The sequence below is a fragment of the Chengkuizengella sp. SCS-71B genome (assembly GCF_040100845.1).
Lineage (GTDB): Bacteria > Bacillota > Bacilli > Paenibacillales > KCTC-33759 > Chengkuizengella.
On record NZ_JAZHSH010000001.1, the window covers coordinates 3125010 to 3144464 of the forward strand.

Genomic DNA, 19455 nt, shown 5'->3' on the forward strand with positions numbered 1-19455 from the left:
TCATTAGTAGGCCTCAAACATATGATAGATGCAAATAGTCTCTCATTCATTGAGAGACTATTTTTGATATACCATGTCTGTTCATTTTTTTACTACTGTTTACTTCTACGATTTTGATTTATCTTAATTTTCTCTTCCATCCCTTGTTCAGTTGCTTCATAGAGTGTTTGATTTTTAATTTTATCTGGTAAGTACTGTTGTTTCACATAATGTCCGGGGTAATCATGTGGATATTGATACCCTTTGTGCCCTAATTCTTCTGACCCTTTATAATGTGTATCTTTTAAATGCAAAGGAACTTCAGCTGATTTTATATTTCCCATTAAATGTGCTATTTTTGAAAGAGCATTTGGAATGGCATTCGATTTTGGGCTTTCTACTGCAAATAAAATTGCCTGGGAAATGATATATCTTGACTCAGGCCAACCTATTTTTTGATAAGCCTCCATTGCTGTCACAGATTGTACCATAGCTTGCGGATTTGCTAATCCGATATCCTCACTGCTAGCTACAATCAATCTGCGGATAAATACCATCGGATCCATACCTAACTTTTCAACTGCGTATATGAACCAAAACAATGCCGCATCACTTGAACCTCTAATACTTTTATGAAAAGCGGATAAAACATCATATTGTGTGGACTCATCAGCTTTAATCGTCGGACGTCGAATTGATTCCTCTGCTACTTCAAGTGTTACATGTATTTTGCCATTTGGATTTGGATGTGTGGTCATGACTGCTAGTTCTAAAGCATTTAAAGATCTTCGTATATCTCCATTTGCCATATGTGCAATATGCATTAGAGCTTCCTCATCAACTAGGACAGGGAGCGTTCCTAATCCTTTCCCCTCATTATTCAAAGCCCTTTTCATAGCTTCTAACGAATGTTCATATGTTAATGCTTGTAATTCAAATAATGTGGATCTAGAAAGTAATGCACCATTGACATGATGAAACGGATTTTCTGTTGTTGCTCCAATCAATATGATAATCCCTTGCTCCACTGCTGGTAAAAGAGCATCTTGCCTTGATTTATTAAAGCGATGTACTTCATCTAAAAAAAGAATCGTTTTTTTATCATACATTCGTTTGCTCAGTTTTGCGTTTTCAATCACTTCCCGCACATCTTTAACAGAAGCATCTACAGCGTTAAGCTGAACAAAATCTCCATTGGTTTGGTTTGAAATGATATTTGCCAGTGTTGTTTTCCCTACACCTGGAGGACCGTATAAAATAATAGAGGTGATTTGATCTGCTTCAATCGCTCTTCGAAGCAACTTTCCTTCACCAACGATATGTTGTTGACCGATATACTCATCTAAAGTTTGCGGTCTCATTCGATCTGCTAACAATTGATGCGTAGGTTGCTCTGATTCGTTATATGAAAATAAGTCCATGATTTTCACTACCTTTTCCAATCAATCTATCATTAAAGTGATTATATATTACATATATTTCTGGATGCTAAGACTACTATATCAAAACAACTGCCTTGAATCCAAGAGTGAGAACGAAAAGAAGAGCCGTTAGGCTCTTCTAAATGACTCATTATTATTTAACTATCATCGATTATCAATACTTCCGCTGTACTTTTAGATCATTTGCAGCCAATAAATCCTTAACAACTTCACTTGCCATAATCAGACCTGAAACGGAAGGTACAAAAGCGTTACTTGAAGGTGGATGTTTCGCTTTACGAATTTCCGGAGCATTTTCAGGAACGATTTCATCTGTCACCTCTTCTAAAGGAACGATCGGTGGTTCCTTTGAGTATACAACTTTTACTCCTTTATAAATTCTATCTTTTCTAAGTTTTTGACGGATGACTCTGGCCATCGGGTCCATTGAAGTTTTAGAAATATCCGTCACTTCAAATTGAGTTGGATCCATTTTATTTGCAGCACCCATACTGGAAATCACTTGAATTTTTCTTTGTAAACACTGTTTAATTAGATGTATTTTGTATGAAATCGTATCTGAAGCATCTACAACGTAATCTAATGGCGTTTCGAAAAATGATTCATATGTTTCTTCAGTGTAAAACATATTCAAAGCAATCACGTCACACTCAGGATTTATTAATCCAATACGTTCTTTCATCAGTTCAGCTTTAGACTGTCCAACCGTCGATGTTAAAGCATGAATTTGCCGATTTATATTCGTAATATCCACAACATCCTTATCAACTAAGATGATTCGACCAACACCTGAGCGAGCAAGTGCTTCAGCTGCAAAGGAACCAACACCCCCAATACCTAAAACCGCTACCGTACTATTTTTCATTATTTCTAGCCCTTTTTTACCGATGGCTAATTCATTTCTTGAAAACTGGTGAAGCATAGTTATCTTTCCTTTCTAGTTATTGCCAGCCTCTTGTTTGATTGCAAGGCGAATCGATAAATCATCTAACTGATGCTGACCTACCTCAGAAGGAGCATCACTTAATAAATCTGTTGAACTTGCAGTTTTTGGAAATGCTATCGTTTCACGAAGATTAGAACTTCCAGCTAACAACATGATTAAGCGGTCAAAACCATAAGCGATTCCACCATGCGGAGGTGTCCCGTATTCAAAAGCATCTAATAAGAAACCAAATTGCTCTTGAGACTCTTCTTTCGAAAACCCTAATGCACTAAACATTTTTTCCTGAATTTCTTTTTGATAAATACGCATAGAGCCACCACCTACTTCATACCCATTTAAAACAAGATCATAAGCTTGAGCACGAATCTCACTCGGATCTGTATCAAAAAGATGTATATCTTCTTCTTTTGGACGAGTAAATGGATGATGTAATGCAACATAACGTTTTTCTTCTTCCGCGTATTCTACTAATGGAAAATCAACGACCCAAGCGAACTTAAATTGTGATTCATCAATTAAACCTAAATCTTTTCCTATTTTTAAACGTAAGTTTCCTAACACATCAGCAACTACTTTTTTCGTATCAGCAGAGAATAAAAGTAAATCACCATCTTCAGCTTGTAATCTTTCCTTTAATGCTGCTAACTCCTCTTCGCTGAAAAACTTAACGATAGGTCCCTTCATTTCTCCATTTTTCACTTGAATCCAAGCAAGTCCCTTCGCTCCATAACGAGCAGCATAAGGTCCTAAGTCATCAATTTCCTTACGACTCCATGTACCGCAACCTTTGGCATTAAGAGCTTTTACTTGTCCTCCTTTAGCTACTACACTTGCAAATACTTTCACACCAGAATTGACAACTAAATCCGATAAATCCACTAATTCTAAACCAAAACGAAGATCTGGTTTATCTGAACCGTACTTATCCATCGCTTCTACATATGTCAAACGTTGAAAAGGACGTGGAATTTCAACACCTTTTAATTCTTTAAATAAACGTACCATAAGTTCTTCCATCATGTCCTGTAGCTGCTCTTCTGATAAGAATGAAGTTTCAATATCTACCTGAGTAAATTCTGGTTGACGGTCCGCTCTCAAATCTTCATCACGGAAACAACGAGCAATTTGATAATAGCGCTCAACTCCCCCAACCATTAACATCTGCTTAAATAATTGTGGAGATTGTGGAAGTGCGAAGAACTTCCCGTCTTGTACACGACTTGGAACCAGATAGTCTCGAGCACCTTCAGGTGTGCTTTTTGTCAAAATTGGCGTTTCTATTTCTAGAAAATCTTTTTCATCTAAAAAGTCTCGGAAAATCTTAGCTGCTTTGGAACGAAGTTTTAACGTTTTTTGCATTTCTGGTCTACGCAGATCTAAATAACGATATTTCAATCGTAAAACTTCGTCCACATCAATTCCGTCTTCAATAAAAAATGGCGGATTTTTCGCTTCGTTTAATATTTCTATTTCAGAAACTTGTACTTCAATTTCACCAGTCGGAAGATTTGGATTTAACGTTTCTTCATCTCTTTCAACAACCTTCCCTTTCACTGCTATAACATACTCATTTCTAGCCTTATCTCCAGTATGAAGTGCTTCTCCTGAAAAATCTGGGTTAAAGACAACCTGCATGATTCCTGAGCGATCCCGTAGATCAATAAACAAAACACCACCTAAATCTCTTCTTCTTTGAACCCATCCATTTAATATGACGGTATCTCCTACATTTGCTTTTGTTAAAGATCCACATTGATGTGTTTTTAGCATCATTTTACATGTTTCCCCCTTTAGTTATTTTTATCATTTCTTCTACAAAATTCTCTAGTGCAATCGTTTTTTGCTCACGTGATTCTAATATTTTTAGAACAATTTCACCTCGTTCTAATTCTTCATCACCTAATATCGCAGCATATTTCACTTTTTGGCGATCAGCTGATTTTAATTGGGCTTTCATTTTTTTGCCTAAATAATCTTTTTCCGCCTTAATGCCTGCCTGCCTTAACTCATATAATACCTTTACACATTTTTCCTCTGCTTGATCTCCCAGCCCAACTAAATATACATCCAAAAGATTTTCTTCAGGGATTTGAACATTTTGATGATCTAAAATAAGTAATACTCTTTCCAAGCCAATTCCAAAACCAACACCAGGTTGGTCCTGCCCTCCAATTTGTTCAACTAGACCATTATAGCGACCACCTGCAGCAATCGTATCTATAGCTCCAATACCTTCAGCTTTATACTCAAAGACAGTATCTGTATAGTAATCTAATCCACGTACCATTCTTGGATTGATTTCAAACTTAACATCCATATCTGCAAGATACTTTTGTACCTTTTCAAAGTGGATCATACTTTCCTCATCTAAGCTATCCAAAATAGAAGGTGCTCCATCAAAATATTGTTGATCCTTCTTACAGTCAAGGATACGCAATGGGTTTCTTTCGAATCTAGACTGACAATCATTACATAACTGTTCTTTTACGGGAGTAAGGAATTGTTGTAACTTTCCACGATAGTTAGTTCGACTCTGTTGATTCCCAATCGAATTTAATTCCACCTTCACACCTTGCAATCCTAAATCTTTAAAAAAGCTATAACCAAGTGATATCACTTCTGCATCAATGGCTGGATCAATGGAGCCAAACACCTCTACTCCAAACTGATGAAACTGGCGAAATCGACCACTTTGCGGTTGCTCATACCGAAACTTAGGACCGATATAATATAGTTTTTGTAAATCTGGTTCACCATATAGTTTGTTTTCAATATAGGCTCGAACTACTCCAGCTGTACCTTCTGGTCTCAAGGTCATATTTCGATCGCCTTTGTCCTTAAACGTATACATTTCCTTTTCTACAACGTCAGTTGTTTCTCCAACACTACGAACAAATAACTCTGTTTGTTCAAAAATAGGTGTACGGATTTCTTTATAATTAAAACGATGGCACCAATCCCTAGCTTTTTTCTCAACATACTGCCATTTTTCTACAACACCAGGGATGAAATCCTGTGTGCCTTTTGGCTTTTGATATCTCATTTTTATTACCTCCCTTACCTCAACTAAAAAACTAAACACTTCATTACATCAGTTATAAATTAAATAAAAAATCTCCCACCCCTGATCTTATTATCAGGGACGAGAGATTGAAACAACAATAAACACCCGTGGTACCACCCACATTTAGGATTAATATCCTACACTTTCGGTTAACGCCCGTATACGCTACACAGCTACCAAGTAAATCATTACTAATCACTAACGTTTACTCTTCACTGTAAGTTCTCAGGGAGGTCTTTTCATTCAGTTTCATAAGGATGTTTACAGCCTATGACATCCCTCTCTATGTATGAAGATCTGAATTACTTTATCCCTTCTTAGAATCAACCAACTTATTCTAATTTTAATATTAACAATGATTTTAATATGGTTAGGTCTTAATGTCAAGCATTACACTAAAGTATAAAAGAATGTTTTAGAAAAAGTCCATAAAGTAAGTTGTTTTTTGGGGGATCAAAAATTCAAGTTCATTTATTTTTTCATTCGGTCCTTTAATTTTTCCAAGTTTAAATAAAGTCTCAACACTCTGATAACCTGATAACAAACTACTTAGTGATTGAATTGAACAATGAATAGAATAATCTACCATTTCATGTTTAGCACAAAGAGATACTTTATTCACTCTAGCTTTTCCATTTTCATCAATTTGTATGTCAAACAAACCATCATTCCATTCAGCAAATTCATCTTTTACTGTGATCATGAACTCCTGTTTTACTCCTGAAGCATAAAAAGGATAGACACGAAGGAATTGCTCCACATCAACAATACGCATCATAAAGTAAGTGATAATCTCTTGATCAAAACTTGGATTGTCTAAAATTACGGAAAGTGGATCATTAGAAGGAGCAATGATTTGAACCTTTTCAATCATTGAATCATGTTGATTAATCAACCTCCAAAGTTGCATTCGAGCGGTTTCATTTAAAAAAACCATCTCCTTTACTTTCATTTCACGATCTTTCACTTTATATAGTAAATACCCTTCTGGTTTCCCAGAGTCATTATAATAGACTTGGATAGTCTGCGTTTCTCGAAAAACTCGATTAATCCACCATGTCTCATCTCTTTTTAACATTCCATTAAACCCAGAAGTATATTGTTCATAAATTTCGTTTAATAATGGCCAGCAATTCTGTATATTTTTATATCTTAAGATTGTGCCTAAATTGCTTTCTATTTTCGGAAAATGTGAAATAGGTATTGTATATTTTTTGTATTCACTTAAAGTTTCCCATCCATATTTTCTATAAAATGCAAAAGAAAATGGAGCTAACATTGAAACTGTCATATTCTTCTCTTTCATTTCTAATAAAGCTTCTTTTAATAGCTGCTTCACTAGACCTTTTCTACGATATTCAGGCCAAGAAGCAACACCAGCAACTCCACCCATAGAAAAAACTTGATTATGTATAAATACTTGAAGTGGCAGTAAACTAGCCATTGAAATTAACTTATCATCTTTAAAATAACCCCAGATTTGTTCAGGTTTTAATCTTGAACGAATACCAGCCCTTTTTTCAGGGCTCGCTTCGTATTGAAATGCAAAAGTGGATAGTTCTATCACATCATCTAATTCATCATATTTACATTTTCTTATTTCTTCCATAAACTACACCCCTTTGGTTTATTACAATTTAATCTTCAATTCAACAAAAAAATAAATATAAATTGATTATTTTTTCTAATTACTATCTTATAAGTTCATGTTAAAGATCACAAGGAATCTATGAAATATAAAAAAAGTCTGCTCAAATACATACTTCAAAATTGACGCACAATATTTTGAAAGCATTTAATGAATTTCCTAAGTTAAGATAATTGTATAAAACTCAAGATGAAAAATGGAGGAGCACCTATATGCATAAAATCATTAAACCAAAAATACTTTATTTCGGAACCCCTGTTGTACTAATAAGCACATTAAACGAAGATGGAACTCCCAATTTAGCACCAATTTCTTCAGCTTGGTGGCTTGGCCAATCCTGTATGTTAGGGATGAGCAGATTCTCTAAAACTGTACAAAACTTAGAACGTGAACGTGAATGTGTTTTAAACCTTCCATCAGCAGATCTAGTTGAGGCCGTTGATCAACTTGCATTGTTAACTGGGAAAAATACTGTGCCTAAATACAAAGAAAAAATGGGATATCGTTATGAACCCGACAAATTTGAAATAGCTGGATTACATCAAAGTCCATCTACTCTAGTTAAACCACCGCGAGTTGCTGAATGCCCAGTTCAATTAGAAGCTGTTGTGCAAATAATAAATCCAATTCATGATTCAAATAGTTCACTAGCAGCAATTGAGGTAAGTATAGAACGAGTTCATGTAGAAGAAAACTTATTAGTAGACGTGGAAAAAGATTATATTGATCCTGAAAAATGGAATCCGTTGATTATGAATTTTTGCGAATTTTTTGGATTAAGTGGTAAATTACATCCATCAAAACTTGTGCCTGCTTTCGGACTCCCGCAAAAAAATAATCAAATAGAACAAATAGAAATAACCAAATAATACAACCATCCTAAGATTGTAAACAAAATATAAAATAAGACCATCCTACTACACTAGTGGTCTTATTTGTTGTTTACTAAGTGTTTTAAAAAAAAGAAATACCTGTAGCTACGTAAACCACAGGTCTAAAACATTTATTTTATATATTAAAAAGGGGGTCATTTATTATTATAGGGAAACATTATTAAAATAAAGTTTAAAACAGATTACAATTATGTTACAAAAATGTAAGCGTTTAATTCAATGTTAATTTTTTAAAAATAGCTCCCTTAAAGTTTTAATTTTAGCTTCTGTATATTTTTTGTAATGTTCATTATAAGCTTTTGGTTCTTTAGGGTTTGCAAATCGGGATATCTTACCTGTTAAAGGATCTACCCATTTACTAGAAGCCCCACACCCTATACCAATGATCGTTTGTAATTCTTCCATAATCAATATATTGTAAATACTCTCTTGACCTGGATGAGCATACCCTACATTTTCTAGATTACCTAAAATATTTTTTTGGCGGTATAAATAATACGGTACATAACCATTGGATTTAGTCCATTCATTCCCTCTGTTCATCATTTTTGTTACTTCTTTTCGACCTGCTACTTTATACTTTTTTTTATTTTGTGTCATTTCAGACGCACGTTTAAAGGAGAGGGTGTGGATCGTTAGTGATTCTGGCATTAACTTTTTGGTTTCATCTAATGTATGATTAAACTCTTTTAATCCTTCTCCAGGTAAACCAATAATAAGATCCATATTAATATTGTTCATTCCCATTTCCCTAGCCAAATGAAATTTATTAATCGTCTCTTCAACTGTATGATGTCGACCAATGGCTTTTAAAGTTTCTTGAGTATAAGATTGAGGATTGATACTAATTCGATCTATATTCCACTTTTTCAAAACTTCAAGTTTTTCTATTGTAATCGTATCTGGTCTCCCAGCTTCTACTGTAATTTCTCTGATTTGATCTACATGTGGAAAAGACATTGCCATTTCCTCATATAACATATCCATTTCATCAGCAGTAATACTGGTTGGTGTCCCTCCACCATAATAAACGGTCGTAATTTTTATATTATTTTCCTTTAACCAGGTTCCAATCTGTCTCATTTCATAATGTAATCCCCCAAGAAAAGAATCCACAGATCCTTGTTTTCCATTTATAGCATAAGCAGGGAAAGTGCAATAAGCGCATTTCGTAGGACAAAAAGGAATTCCAATATAAATACTAACCTCTGAGCGAAGATCGTATAAGTCAGGAACCATTGTTTTTTGTCTATCTACGATGGTTTGCATTAAAGTAATCTTATCATCATGAATCTTGTATTGTTCTTTTAATTCCAAATGTGCTTGTGCTTTTGGAATACCTGTCTTTAATTTTTGGTGAAGTAGTTTTGTTGGACGTATTCCTGTTAATATACCCCATGGTTGATACAAACCAGTGCTTTGCTGAAGTACATTTAATAAAGGTTGGTTGATTAAATGTTTTAATGCTTTTCGCTTTTGTGATTCGGTATTCCTTTCATCTAGCTTTTTTGTAATCTCAGATTCAAAGTTTTTATTTTGAATATGATCTTGAAGTAATACAGATATCCTAGTGCCTACTTCCTCATCTTTCATATTTATATCTATATATAGATCTGCTTTCGTTAATTTAGAAAACGAAATGCTGATTTCTTCAAAAAATAAACGAATTATATTTTCTACAGAGCGATGGAATGTTGAATCCACTCCGTTTACGTTAATTACCATTTGTTTTTCCCCTTAGTATATTAAGCTAATTTATGAACGTTATATTTTTCTTTTCTCTAGCTATTCAAGTTTAACCAACATCAAGGGAAGGGTCAATATTATCGTAAATTCATTATAATTTTTAATTTCAAACTTGTTTTAACGAAAAGTATTTTTAAGATTTATATCATCAATTTCGCTTACTCTTTTTTTGTGATTAATTTCATTTTGATGATTGATTTTAGTTTCATGAATCGTGTTTTGTAACAAACGAGTAGCCGCATCCAGCATATATTTTTCTTTTTTGGACTGATGCATTATAAGATAACCACCTTTTATATAAAGGATTGAATTATTTTACATCTATTCTGTCCAATTTAAATCTTCGCTATCACAAAGTAATAGTAAGGAACTGATAAAGGGAAGAGTGTTTAGTATTGAAATGATACTCAATGATGAGAAAAATAATGGGTATTTGGAAGGGTACTGATTGATGAGAAAAATAATGGGTATTTGGAAGGGTACTGATTGATGTGGCTAGTGGATAATACGAAAGGTTAAATTTGAAACTTTTTAACTTAAAGACGTCTTTGGTGACAAAGGGGTCTGAAGGAAGCTGATGGTGGTTATTGAAACGGAACCGAAGTGAACCAGTGATGGCAGGTGTGGTGGTTAACCGGATAACTTTCAAAAATGGCTGTTGAGATTAAAGGTAATTAATGGTCTTATATTGGCTTTTTCAAAGTATTTTTTTAATTAGCGGTAATTTTTGGTCTTATTTTAGTCATTTTCCCTAAATTTAGTCTTATTCATTGGAAAATTGCAATTTTAAGACCACAAAATACCTCTATTTATTGAAGTTAATTAAAAATTGACAGTGTAAGGCCATTAATTCCCGTTATAATTCTTTACCGGGACAAAAAACAACCCACAAAAAGTGAAGAAATAACAAAATCTAACTCCAGTCTATGATCATATAACACGATGATGATTTTAAGGCAACATCACTTATTTCAAATGTTAATTTTTATGAAATTGGACTTTCCACAATCAAAGTGACTGGTCCCCAATTTGTGAAGGAAACATCCATCATTTCACCAAATTTACCTGTTTCCACAACTAAACCTTGCTCTCTTAGAAATTCATTAAAACGTTCATATATTTTATTTGCATATTCAGGCCGTGCTGCATTCATAAAATTAGGTCTTCTACCTTTTCTGCTATCACCATATAAGGTGAATTGTGAAATGGATAATATTTGTCCAGAAACATCCTTCACAGAGAGATTCATTTTCCCAAGTTCATCTTCAAAAATTCTTAGATGACTGATTTTTTCCGCTAGGAATCGGGCATCCTCATCCGTGTCATCATGAGTTATACCTACAAGAAGCATTAGACCCATATCAATCTTTCCACATGTTTCTCCATTTACAGTTACTTTTGCCTCTTTACTTCGTTGTACAACTACTTTCACTGTTACTCCACTCCAATATAATTAAGTTAATCATTCAAAAATTAGATAAAAAATCCGTCAACCCGCTTCAAAAAGGGAGTTAACGGATTAGGTTTCAATCTATGTTACACTCGGTTTCAGATGGGAAACAATCACTATCTAAACTTCCGTTATTTCAGTTTTGTTTAAACAAGTTCACTGCATAATTCTTTGAACTGAATATACATCCTTCACTCTTTTAATTTTCTCAACAATGCTGTGTAAGTGTTCTTTGCTGCGAATTAATATTGTCATATGAATGATCGAAACTTTGTTGCGGTCTGCTCTACCTGAGACAGCGGAAATAACCGTCTTCGTTTCAGATACCGCCTGTAAAACTTCATTTAAAAATCCTCTGCGATCATGACCCGTAATTTCAATTTCTACGTTGTAATTTGCTTCTACTTCTGATTCCCAATCTACTTCAATTAAGCGATGGGATTCTTCATCATTCCCAGTAGGTATATTGTTACAATCAGCACGGTGTACTGATACACCTCTACCTCTTGTAATATATCCTATGATTTCGTCTCCAGGGACCGGATTACAGCATCTAGCGAAGCGAATTAACAAATTATCAATCCCTTTAATGCTAACCCCGTGTGCTTGTCTGCTCTTTTTGACAGGATCAGGTTTGGTTTCCTGAATTTCACTTACCGCTTTTTCTTCTTCCAGCTCTTTACGCAGCTTTTCAGTTAATCTTGTGCAAATTTGTGCAGCAGTAATTCCCCCAAACCCAACAGCAGAATACATGTCTTCAATACTATTAAAGCTGAATTTAGGAAGTACTTCATTTAGCTCTGATTCAGTCATCACATCCGAAGGCTCAAATCCTAATCGTTTGATTTCTTTTTCAATACTTTCCTTCCCTTTTTCAATACTTTCATCTCTTTTTTCTTTTTTGAACCACTGTTTTATTTTTGTTTTTGCTTGTGATGATTTCACAATTTTAATCCAGTCTTGACTCGGTCCATATGAATGTTTTGATGTAAGTATTTCAACAATATCTCCTGTTTTCAAAGAATGGTCAAGTGGTACTATTCTACCATTCACCTTAGCCCCGATGGTGCGATTACCAACTTCTGTATGGATACGAAAAGCAAAATCTAAAGGTCCTGATCCACTTGGCAGTTCAATCACCTCACCTTTAGGTGTAAATACATAAACAAGATCAGAGAAAAAGTCCATTTTTAGCGATTCCATAAATTCTTCCGCATTTTGCGCTTCATTTTGCAGATCTAAAATTTCTCGGAACCAATTCATTTTATCTTCGAAACTTCCATTTGGAACCATTGTACCTTCTTTATAAGCCCAATGTGCTGCAACCCCGAATTCTGAGGTTTGGTGCATATCCCATGTCCGAATCTGAACCTCCAAGGGTTCTCCACTAGGTCCAATCAACGTTGTATGGAGAGATTGATACATATTAGGTTTAGGCATAGCAATATAATCTTTGAACCTGCCAGGCATTGGTTTCCAAAGGGTGTGTATGATTCCTAGAGAAGCGTAACAATCTTTAATGTTGTTTACTATTACACGTATCGCTAGTAAATCATAAATTTCATTAAATTGTTTACTTTGACTTTTCATCTTTTTATAAATGCTATATATATGTTTAGGTCGGCCTGAAATGTCAGCTTCAATCCCCATACCATTTAGTTTTTGTTTGATATTTTCAATCACATCATCTATATATTTCTCACGTTCTGCTCTTTTTTTCTGCATTAAATTTACGATGCGGTAATACTGCTGTGGATTTAAGTAACGCAAGGAAATATCTTCCATCTCCCATTTAATTGCGGACATTCCTAATCGATGAGCAATCGGACAAAATATTTCTAAAGTTTCGTGTGCGATTCTTCTCTGATTTTCTTCCTTTTGGAATTTTAGTGTACGCATATTATGCAATCTATCAGCCAGTTTAATTAATATAACTCGCAGATCCTGAGCCATTGCAACAAACATTTTTCGATAATTTTCATTCTGATGCTCTTCTCTTGATTTAAACTTAATTTTTTCAAGCTTCGTCACACCATCAACCAGCATTGCACAAGTATCACCGAACTGTTCTCGCAATTGCTCTAAGGTCACATCTGTATCTTCAACAACATCATGTAAAAGAGCAGCAATGATCGAAATTACATCCATCTGCATATTAAGCATAATATCTGCAACAGCTATTGGATGAAGGATATAGGGTTCACCTGATTTTCTTACCTGTCCTTCATGAGCTTTTTCAGCAAGATCATAAGCTTTTCTAATCTGTTCTAGATCAGCTTCTTTTAGATATGCAGATGCCTTTTCAATTAATTGCTCGATGCCCATTAATTTCCCTTCCTATTCTCAAGGATTTTCTATCATTATGCCTTTCAATCTTGCTTACGTCAACTATTCACCTGTCTCTTTACTCCAATTAAGTCAAGTGTCATTCTGTTATAAGCGTTAGTTATCAATTCTGTTAAAAAAGTAAGTGGGAATAGGATTTATAAGAATAGTAGGCAATTGCTAAATTTTTTTGTAAAATATAATTCATATGAGGAATGTTAATTTTGGTAATACTTACATTAATTCGATTTAACATTTTACTTAATTTTATGAATGAGGTGCATTATGGAACATCAGTTTGAATTAGTATTACTGTTACTCGCAATTGCAGCTGGAATCACTGCATTAGCAAAAAAATTAAAAGCTCCTTACCCCATTGCTTTAGTTATAGTTGGAGCTATTTTAGGTTTAGTTCATATTCCAGGATTGGAAGAACTAAAAAGTTTTATAGTTGAGGACGAGATTTTTACATTTGTTATTGTATCTATATTTTTACCTACTTTATTAGGGGAAGCCACATTAAAGTTGCCTTTTTCACATCTGAAAGAAAATAAAACGCCCATTTTAGCTATGGCATTGTTTGGTACATTAGTTACTTATACAGTGATCGGATTCTTAGCCGTTTATTTACTCGGATTAGATTTAAAAGTTGCCTTTATATTTGCAGCCCTTATGGCAGCTACAGATCCTGTCAGTGTGCTTTCAATTTTTAAAAGTATGGGGGTAAACCATCGATTAGCAACGATTATAGAAGGTGAAAGTTTAATTAACGATGGAGTGGCCTATGTTCTATTCAAAATCAGTCTCACTACTTTTATTTTTGCAGGATTTACAGAGTTTGGCCAAGGACTATTAGAGTTTTTTAAAGCTTCACTTGGTGGGTTAGCCATTGGATTGCTCTTAGCTTATTTATTTTCAAAAATACTTCGGTACTTTGATGATTACCCGCTGGAAATTGTTTTTTCTATGATTTTATTTTATAGTTCATTTTTCATCGCAGAAATTTTCCATTTTTCTGGAGTAATTTCCGTCGTAGCTGCAGGTCTTGTGTTTGGAAACTATGGGGCAAAAATTGGAATGAGTCCAACAACCAAATTGAATATAAAAACATTCTGGGATGTACTTGCTCTTATTGCAAACTCATTCGTCTTTTTAATGGTGGGTTTAGAAATTGCCAACATTGATTTATCTGGAAAATGGATGATGATTTTATTTGCCATTCTAATTGTTTTAATTGGTAGAAGCGTCGCAATTTATGGAAGCCTATCTTTCACTCGTCATATACCTATTGCATGGAAGCATGTATTTAACTGGGGTGGTTTAAAAGGTTCTTTATCCATTGCTCTTGCTTTGAGTTTGCCAGTTACCTTTGCAGGAAGAGAGGATATATTAGTCCTCACCTTTGGAGTCGTATTGTTCTCACTCGTTGTCCAAGGTTTAACAATTAAACCACTTGTCAATGTTTTAGGAGTAACAAAAACAAAGGAAAGCAGTCTTTCCTATGAAAAAACATTATCTGAAATCCACCAAGCAACTGCTGGAAGAAAAGCGATAGAAGAGATGAAAGATGAAGCAACCATATCTCCAGTGATCTTTAATCAATTGGATAAAGATTATCAGAATAAACTAAACAAGTTACATGAAGAGCTTGAAAACCTATATAAGAAGTTCCCAAGATTACAAGAAGATCAACTGATCAGCGCAAGAAAAAAATCATTGTATGCTGAATATGAGGCTGTTGAAGAGCTGGTCAAGCAGCATCTCATTTCTTCTGAAACAGCTGAATTGGAGTATAAAAAAATTATCGATCTCCTTGAAAAAGAGAACAAAACAGAATCTGATTAGAAAAACATATCATAAATAACCCGTCCAATATTGTTATGTTAATTGGACGGGTTCTATTTTTTCTAGGCACCACAAAAGTACAAGGATTGGTTATCGGGTCCCCGAAAAGTAATCGGACTATGCATCACCGAATTTTGTTCACTTTTTGGGGTATTCATATTAATATTTCATCAAAGAAAACATATCTATGTCTTTTAATTTATCTTTTCCATTTAAATAAGTTAGTTCTATCATAAATGCTGCACCAACTACTGATCCCCCTAATTGCTCAACTAAATCAATGGAAGTCGCGATAGTACCGCCTGTAGCCAATAAATCATCTGCGATTAGAACCTTTTGACCTGGTTGAATAGCATCATTATGCATAGCTAATTTGTCGTTACCATACTCTAAACTATAATTTGCTTCTATCGTTTCACCAGGTAATTTACCACTCTTTCGTATCGGTATAAAACCAACTCCCATTGCATACGCCAATGGTGCACCCACCACAAAGCCACGAGCTTCTGGACCTGCTATTAAATCAATTTCAAGATGCTTTACCATGTCTCTTATAGATTCAATCACCTGATGGTATACTGGGCCATTTTTCAATATTGTAGTTATGTCCTTAAATCGAATGCCTTCCTGAGGAAAATTCTCAATCACTCGAACATGTTCTTTAAAATCCATTTTACTTCCTCCTAAATTGTTCACTCACGTTTGTATTTGATGTAAGATCCACTGTGTCATTTCATAAGTTGTAGAGTATTCAAATATTTTTTCTATTTCAGATTGATGCCACCTTTGTTTGTATAAACTGGATGAATCAAGACTACTTTTCTTCGGTGATTTTATACAATGATATGAACGACCTTCCTTTTGAATGAAAGATAATTCTTCAAATACACCAATCATAAATTGTATCATATCTTTTGATAAACTTGTACGTTTGCTTAAATTTCCCAAAAATGACTGATCATTAATCTCCCAACTATTTTTATTAAGTAATGAAGCATAAATATTTTTAAAAGCTTCTCTTGATGGCAGTCCTTTTAAAGCAGCTTTATTTCTATTTTTATGAACTACATATACGCGTTTAATAGATTGATTTTTTCTGAACGCAGACTCAATCGTATGAATGTGGTTTGGGAGAGAGTATACAATAAAATCAGTCACCTGCATGTTAGCATCTATCGTTGTTAGATTGGTATTTATCTGAACTAAATTCCCATCAGCATCCAAGGTGTAAAAGAATTCAGCAGCTTGCATATGCTCCTCAAAATCACAAATGTGATCTCCATTATCTAACAATATAGCTAATCGCACATTCTCCCGATTATTTAATTGTTGGATGCTCTGTGTTAATTTATCAATTTGATGATTTCTCCAATCAAAAACTTGACGATTTGGAATTCGAATATCTTTTATAAATAATTGCGGTTTTCTGATTCCATTCCATTCATTAATGGATAGTTCTCCAATGACATCTACTTTAGCTTCCGTAGATATATATTGATCTAAATCCCCTTTACCAAAACCTATAGCTTCCATTGAACAACTAACCTCATTAAACGCCTGTGATAAAACTAACTTTAAGTGTTGCTTTTCTTTGCCTAGTCTATTTTTTTGTAAAATGCGTAAATCTTTTAAAAACAAGTTTGGAGAAGGGTTACCCGATCCATAAGGTGCAAGCATAGATTCCATTTTTTCAATGACTGGGATTGTAATCTCTTGCAATTCACTCTCAATATCAGCTTGAATCTCAGGCATAAAATCTTCCTCTGTTAACCAGTTCATAGCCAGTTCATTCAGATGATTCCTCAATTGTGATATATTCTTTTCTTGAATTGTTAATCCAGCAGCTGCTTCATGACCGCCAAAATGATCCAGCAATGGTTCACAATGAGATAAAGCTTTATAAATATTAAAACCAGCAATAGAACGAGCTGATCCCTTTGCTAAACCTGTTTCTTTATCAATATGAAGTACAATAACTGGTCGATAAAATTTTTCTAAAATTTTTGAGGCAACAATACCAATTACACCGATATTCCATCCCTCATTCGCTACTACAATCACTTTGTGGGAATTAGAGTCCATTGATTTTTCAATTTTGTCTAGTGCTTCAACTGTAATTTCATTTACCAGTAATTGCCGCTCTTTATTTAAAGCATCTAAATCATATGCTAATTTCTGAGCTTCATCCTCACTACTTGACGTTAATAGCTTAACAACATCTTCAGCGTGTTGTAGTCTTCCACCAGCATTAATTCTGGGACCAAGCGCAAACCCAATATGCATACTGGACAGATTGGAGGAATCTACCTCGGCTACATCTATTAATGCTTTCAATCCAACAATGGATGTATTTTTCATTTTTTCTATTCCAAGTTTTACGATCAAACGATTCTCATCTGTTAATGGCATCAAATCAGCTACTGTACCAATTGAAGCAATTTCTAAAAATTCATCTGGCAAATATCCAAGCAAAGCATGTGCTAATTTTAAAGCCACTCCTACACCTGCCAATTGTTTATATGGATATTGGCATTGAGGAATTTTTGGATTGATAATCGAAAAAGCATCAGGTAATATTTCAGGCGGTTCATGATGATCAGTAACTAGTACATCTATCCCCAACTCATTTGCATAACTAATTTGATCGACTGCACTAATCCCGTTATCTACCGTAATAACTAAAGTTATACCTTCTTTGTGTGCTTTTTGAATCGCCTCTAGATTTAACCCGTATCCCTCACTAAATCGATCAGGTATATAGTAATCAAAGTCAGCTTTCAATTTTGAAAGTAAAAAGTACATCAAGGTCGTACTACTTACACCATCCGCATCATAATCACCATAAATTCTAATCTTTTCGCCAGTCTGTATTGCTTTTTTTATTCTTGTTGTTGTTTCTTTCATCCCCGCCATTAAATAAGGATCATGAAACATTTCATTTTCTGTTTTCAAAAAATTTTCTGCTTGTTTTTTATTTTGAATTCCTCTCACTATAAGCAGTTTAGCCACAAGTAAAGGAATAGCTAAGTCTGAACTTAACTGGACAGCTAAGTTTTGATTCGAATCTTCAGGTAATTTCCACTTAGACTTTGATTGAAGCATGTTATTCTCCTTAAGATTACATGTTAATGTAATATGTTTGAAAAACCGTTTGGATCAGAATCTACATTTTTGTAAGGATACCCGGGATCATAAGGATTCACATGTACAAACACATCTGATACGTTACTATGTTCCTTTAGCAACCGTTTCTTTACCATTTTTCCTATTTTATGACCATCAAGAACTGATATTTTTGGATTCACACTGAGTTTCACGTCAACAATTACATAATAACCATGTTCTCTTGCTCTAAGTTCATTAATAGCAAGTACACCAGGTACACCTTCAATTGTTTTGTGTAACCCCTCAGTCTCCTCCTGATGAAGCACATGGTCCATTGTATTATGTATCGATTCTTTTATCAATTTGTATCCCATGATAAATACTAGTATCGCAACAATAATTCCAGCAACTGGATCTAAATAATACATCCATGGATAATTAAAATAATCACCTATAAGTGCTCCTGATATTCCTATTAAAACAGCAATAGATGAAAATACATCTGAGCGATGCTCCCATGCATTTGCAATCAATGCCTGACTAGAAAGTTTTTTTCCTAAACGATATTTATATTGAAACATCAACTCTTTTAATAAGATTGAAAATATTATGGCATATATTGCATACGATGCAGGAGCTGATTCAACTCCGCTATAAATGGATTTCACTGCACTAATGCCAACTTCAATACTAACTAAAATTAATAATAGTGAAACAATAATTGCAGCGATAGGCTCTGCTTTTCCATGTCCATATGGATGGTCTTTATCTGGAGGTAATTTTGCAGCCTTTAATCCGACTAAGACCGCAAAAGAACCTGCAATATCGGATGCAGAATGAACTGCATCCGCAATTAATGCTTTACTATTTGCTGTTATTCCAATCGTGCCCTTTACGATGACTAATATTAAATTCCCTACAATCCCAACCCAAGCAGCAAATTCAGCTTTGTTAAATCGTTGATCTACAGACAATGAGTTCACTCCTTGAATTAAAAATCACATTTGAAATT

14 protein-coding genes and 1 other annotated feature are annotated in these 19455 nt (G+C 34.3%); of the genes, 2 read left to right on the plus strand and 12 right to left on the minus strand.

The features are described from left to right. Window positions 1-92: 92 nt before the first annotated feature. From VQL36_RS15405 to eis, 5 genes are all read right to left on the minus strand, one after another. Window positions 93-1400: a replication-associated recombination protein A gene (locus VQL36_RS15405; protein ID WP_349250171.1), complete on the minus strand. Its 1308-nt coding sequence runs from the start codon at window positions 1398-1400 to the stop codon at window positions 93-95. A gap of 175 nt (window positions 1401-1575) precedes the next feature. Then, window positions 1576-2343, minus strand: coding sequence for a tRNA threonylcarbamoyladenosine dehydratase (locus VQL36_RS15410; protein ID WP_349250172.1), 768 nt, complete (start codon window positions 2341-2343; stop codon window positions 1576-1578). A 15-nt stretch (window positions 2344-2358) separates the two neighbouring features. Further along, a complete protein-coding gene (aspS, locus tag VQL36_RS15415; protein ID WP_349250173.1) occupies window positions 2359-4140 on the minus strand; it encodes an aspartate--tRNA ligase in 1782 nt (593 codons plus the stop codon). Between the two features lies 1 nt (window position 4141). Further along, complete coding sequence (gene hisS, locus VQL36_RS15420) at window positions 4142-5410, minus strand: histidine--tRNA ligase (RefSeq protein WP_349250174.1); 1269 nt, start codon at window positions 5408-5410, stop codon at window positions 4142-4144. Between the two features lie 92 nt (window positions 5411-5502). Beyond that, window positions 5503-5759: a binding site (T-box leader), on the minus strand. 87 nt (window positions 5760-5846) lie between these two features. Continuing rightward, window positions 5847-7040 carry an enhanced intracellular survival protein Eis gene (eis, locus tag VQL36_RS15425; RefSeq protein WP_349250175.1) on the minus strand — a complete coding sequence of 398 codons (1194 nt, stop codon included), beginning with the start codon at window positions 7038-7040 and terminating at the stop codon, window positions 5847-5849. 251 nt (window positions 7041-7291) lie between these two features. Between eis and VQL36_RS15430 the strand changes: the two genes are divergently transcribed. Beyond that, window positions 7292-7948 (plus strand): flavin reductase family protein, encoded by a 657-nt coding sequence (locus tag VQL36_RS15430; RefSeq protein ID WP_349250176.1) that lies wholly within the window; start codon window positions 7292-7294, stop codon window positions 7946-7948. Between the two features lie 246 nt (window positions 7949-8194). On the opposite strand, the gene VQL36_RS15435 is transcribed toward VQL36_RS15430, so the two are convergent. From VQL36_RS15435 to VQL36_RS15450, 4 genes are all read right to left on the minus strand, one after another. After that, the gene (locus tag VQL36_RS15435) at window positions 8195-9697 is read right to left on the minus strand and encodes a coproporphyrinogen III oxidase (RefSeq protein WP_349250177.1); all 1503 of its coding nucleotides are present in this window, start codon (window positions 9695-9697) and stop codon (window positions 8195-8197) included. Between the two features lie 138 nt (window positions 9698-9835). Continuing rightward, window positions 9836-9994, minus strand: coding sequence for a hypothetical protein (locus VQL36_RS15440; RefSeq protein ID WP_349250178.1), 159 nt, complete (start codon window positions 9992-9994; stop codon window positions 9836-9838). A gap of 709 nt (window positions 9995-10703) precedes the next feature. After that, the gene (dtd, locus tag VQL36_RS15445) at window positions 10704-11150 is read right to left on the minus strand and encodes a D-aminoacyl-tRNA deacylase (RefSeq protein WP_349250179.1); all 447 of its coding nucleotides are present in this window, start codon (window positions 11148-11150) and stop codon (window positions 10704-10706) included. 174 nt (window positions 11151-11324) lie between these two features. Then, entirely contained in the window at window positions 11325-13493 is a 2169-nt protein-coding gene (locus VQL36_RS15450; RefSeq protein WP_349250180.1) for a bifunctional (p)ppGpp synthetase/guanosine-3',5'-bis(diphosphate) 3'-pyrophosphohydrolase, read from the minus strand. Between the two features lie 285 nt (window positions 13494-13778). Between VQL36_RS15450 and VQL36_RS15455 the strand changes: the two genes are divergently transcribed. Next, entirely contained in the window at window positions 13779-15338 is a 1560-nt protein-coding gene (locus tag VQL36_RS15455) for a Na+/H+ antiporter (protein ID WP_349250181.1), read from the plus strand. A gap of 159 nt (window positions 15339-15497) precedes the next feature. Here the strand turns inward: VQL36_RS15455 and VQL36_RS15460 are convergent, their stop codons facing one another. Genes VQL36_RS15460 through VQL36_RS15470 form a run of 3 tightly spaced genes read right to left on the minus strand, consistent with a single transcriptional unit; the run spans window position 15498 to window position 19417 of the window. Beyond that, on the minus strand, window positions 15498-16010 hold the full coding sequence (locus VQL36_RS15460; protein ID WP_349250182.1) for an adenine phosphoribosyltransferase: 513 nt from the start codon (window positions 16008-16010) through the stop codon (window positions 15498-15500). 24 nt (window positions 16011-16034) lie between these two features. Further along, complete coding sequence (recJ, locus tag VQL36_RS15465) at window positions 16035-18440, minus strand: single-stranded-DNA-specific exonuclease RecJ (RefSeq protein WP_349250183.1); 2406 nt, start codon at window positions 18438-18440, stop codon at window positions 16035-16037. Between the two features lie 23 nt (window positions 18441-18463). Continuing rightward, window positions 18464-19417, minus strand: coding sequence for a cation diffusion facilitator family transporter (locus VQL36_RS15470; protein ID WP_349250184.1), 954 nt, complete (start codon window positions 19415-19417; stop codon window positions 18464-18466). Window positions 19418-19455: the final 38 nt, after the last annotated feature.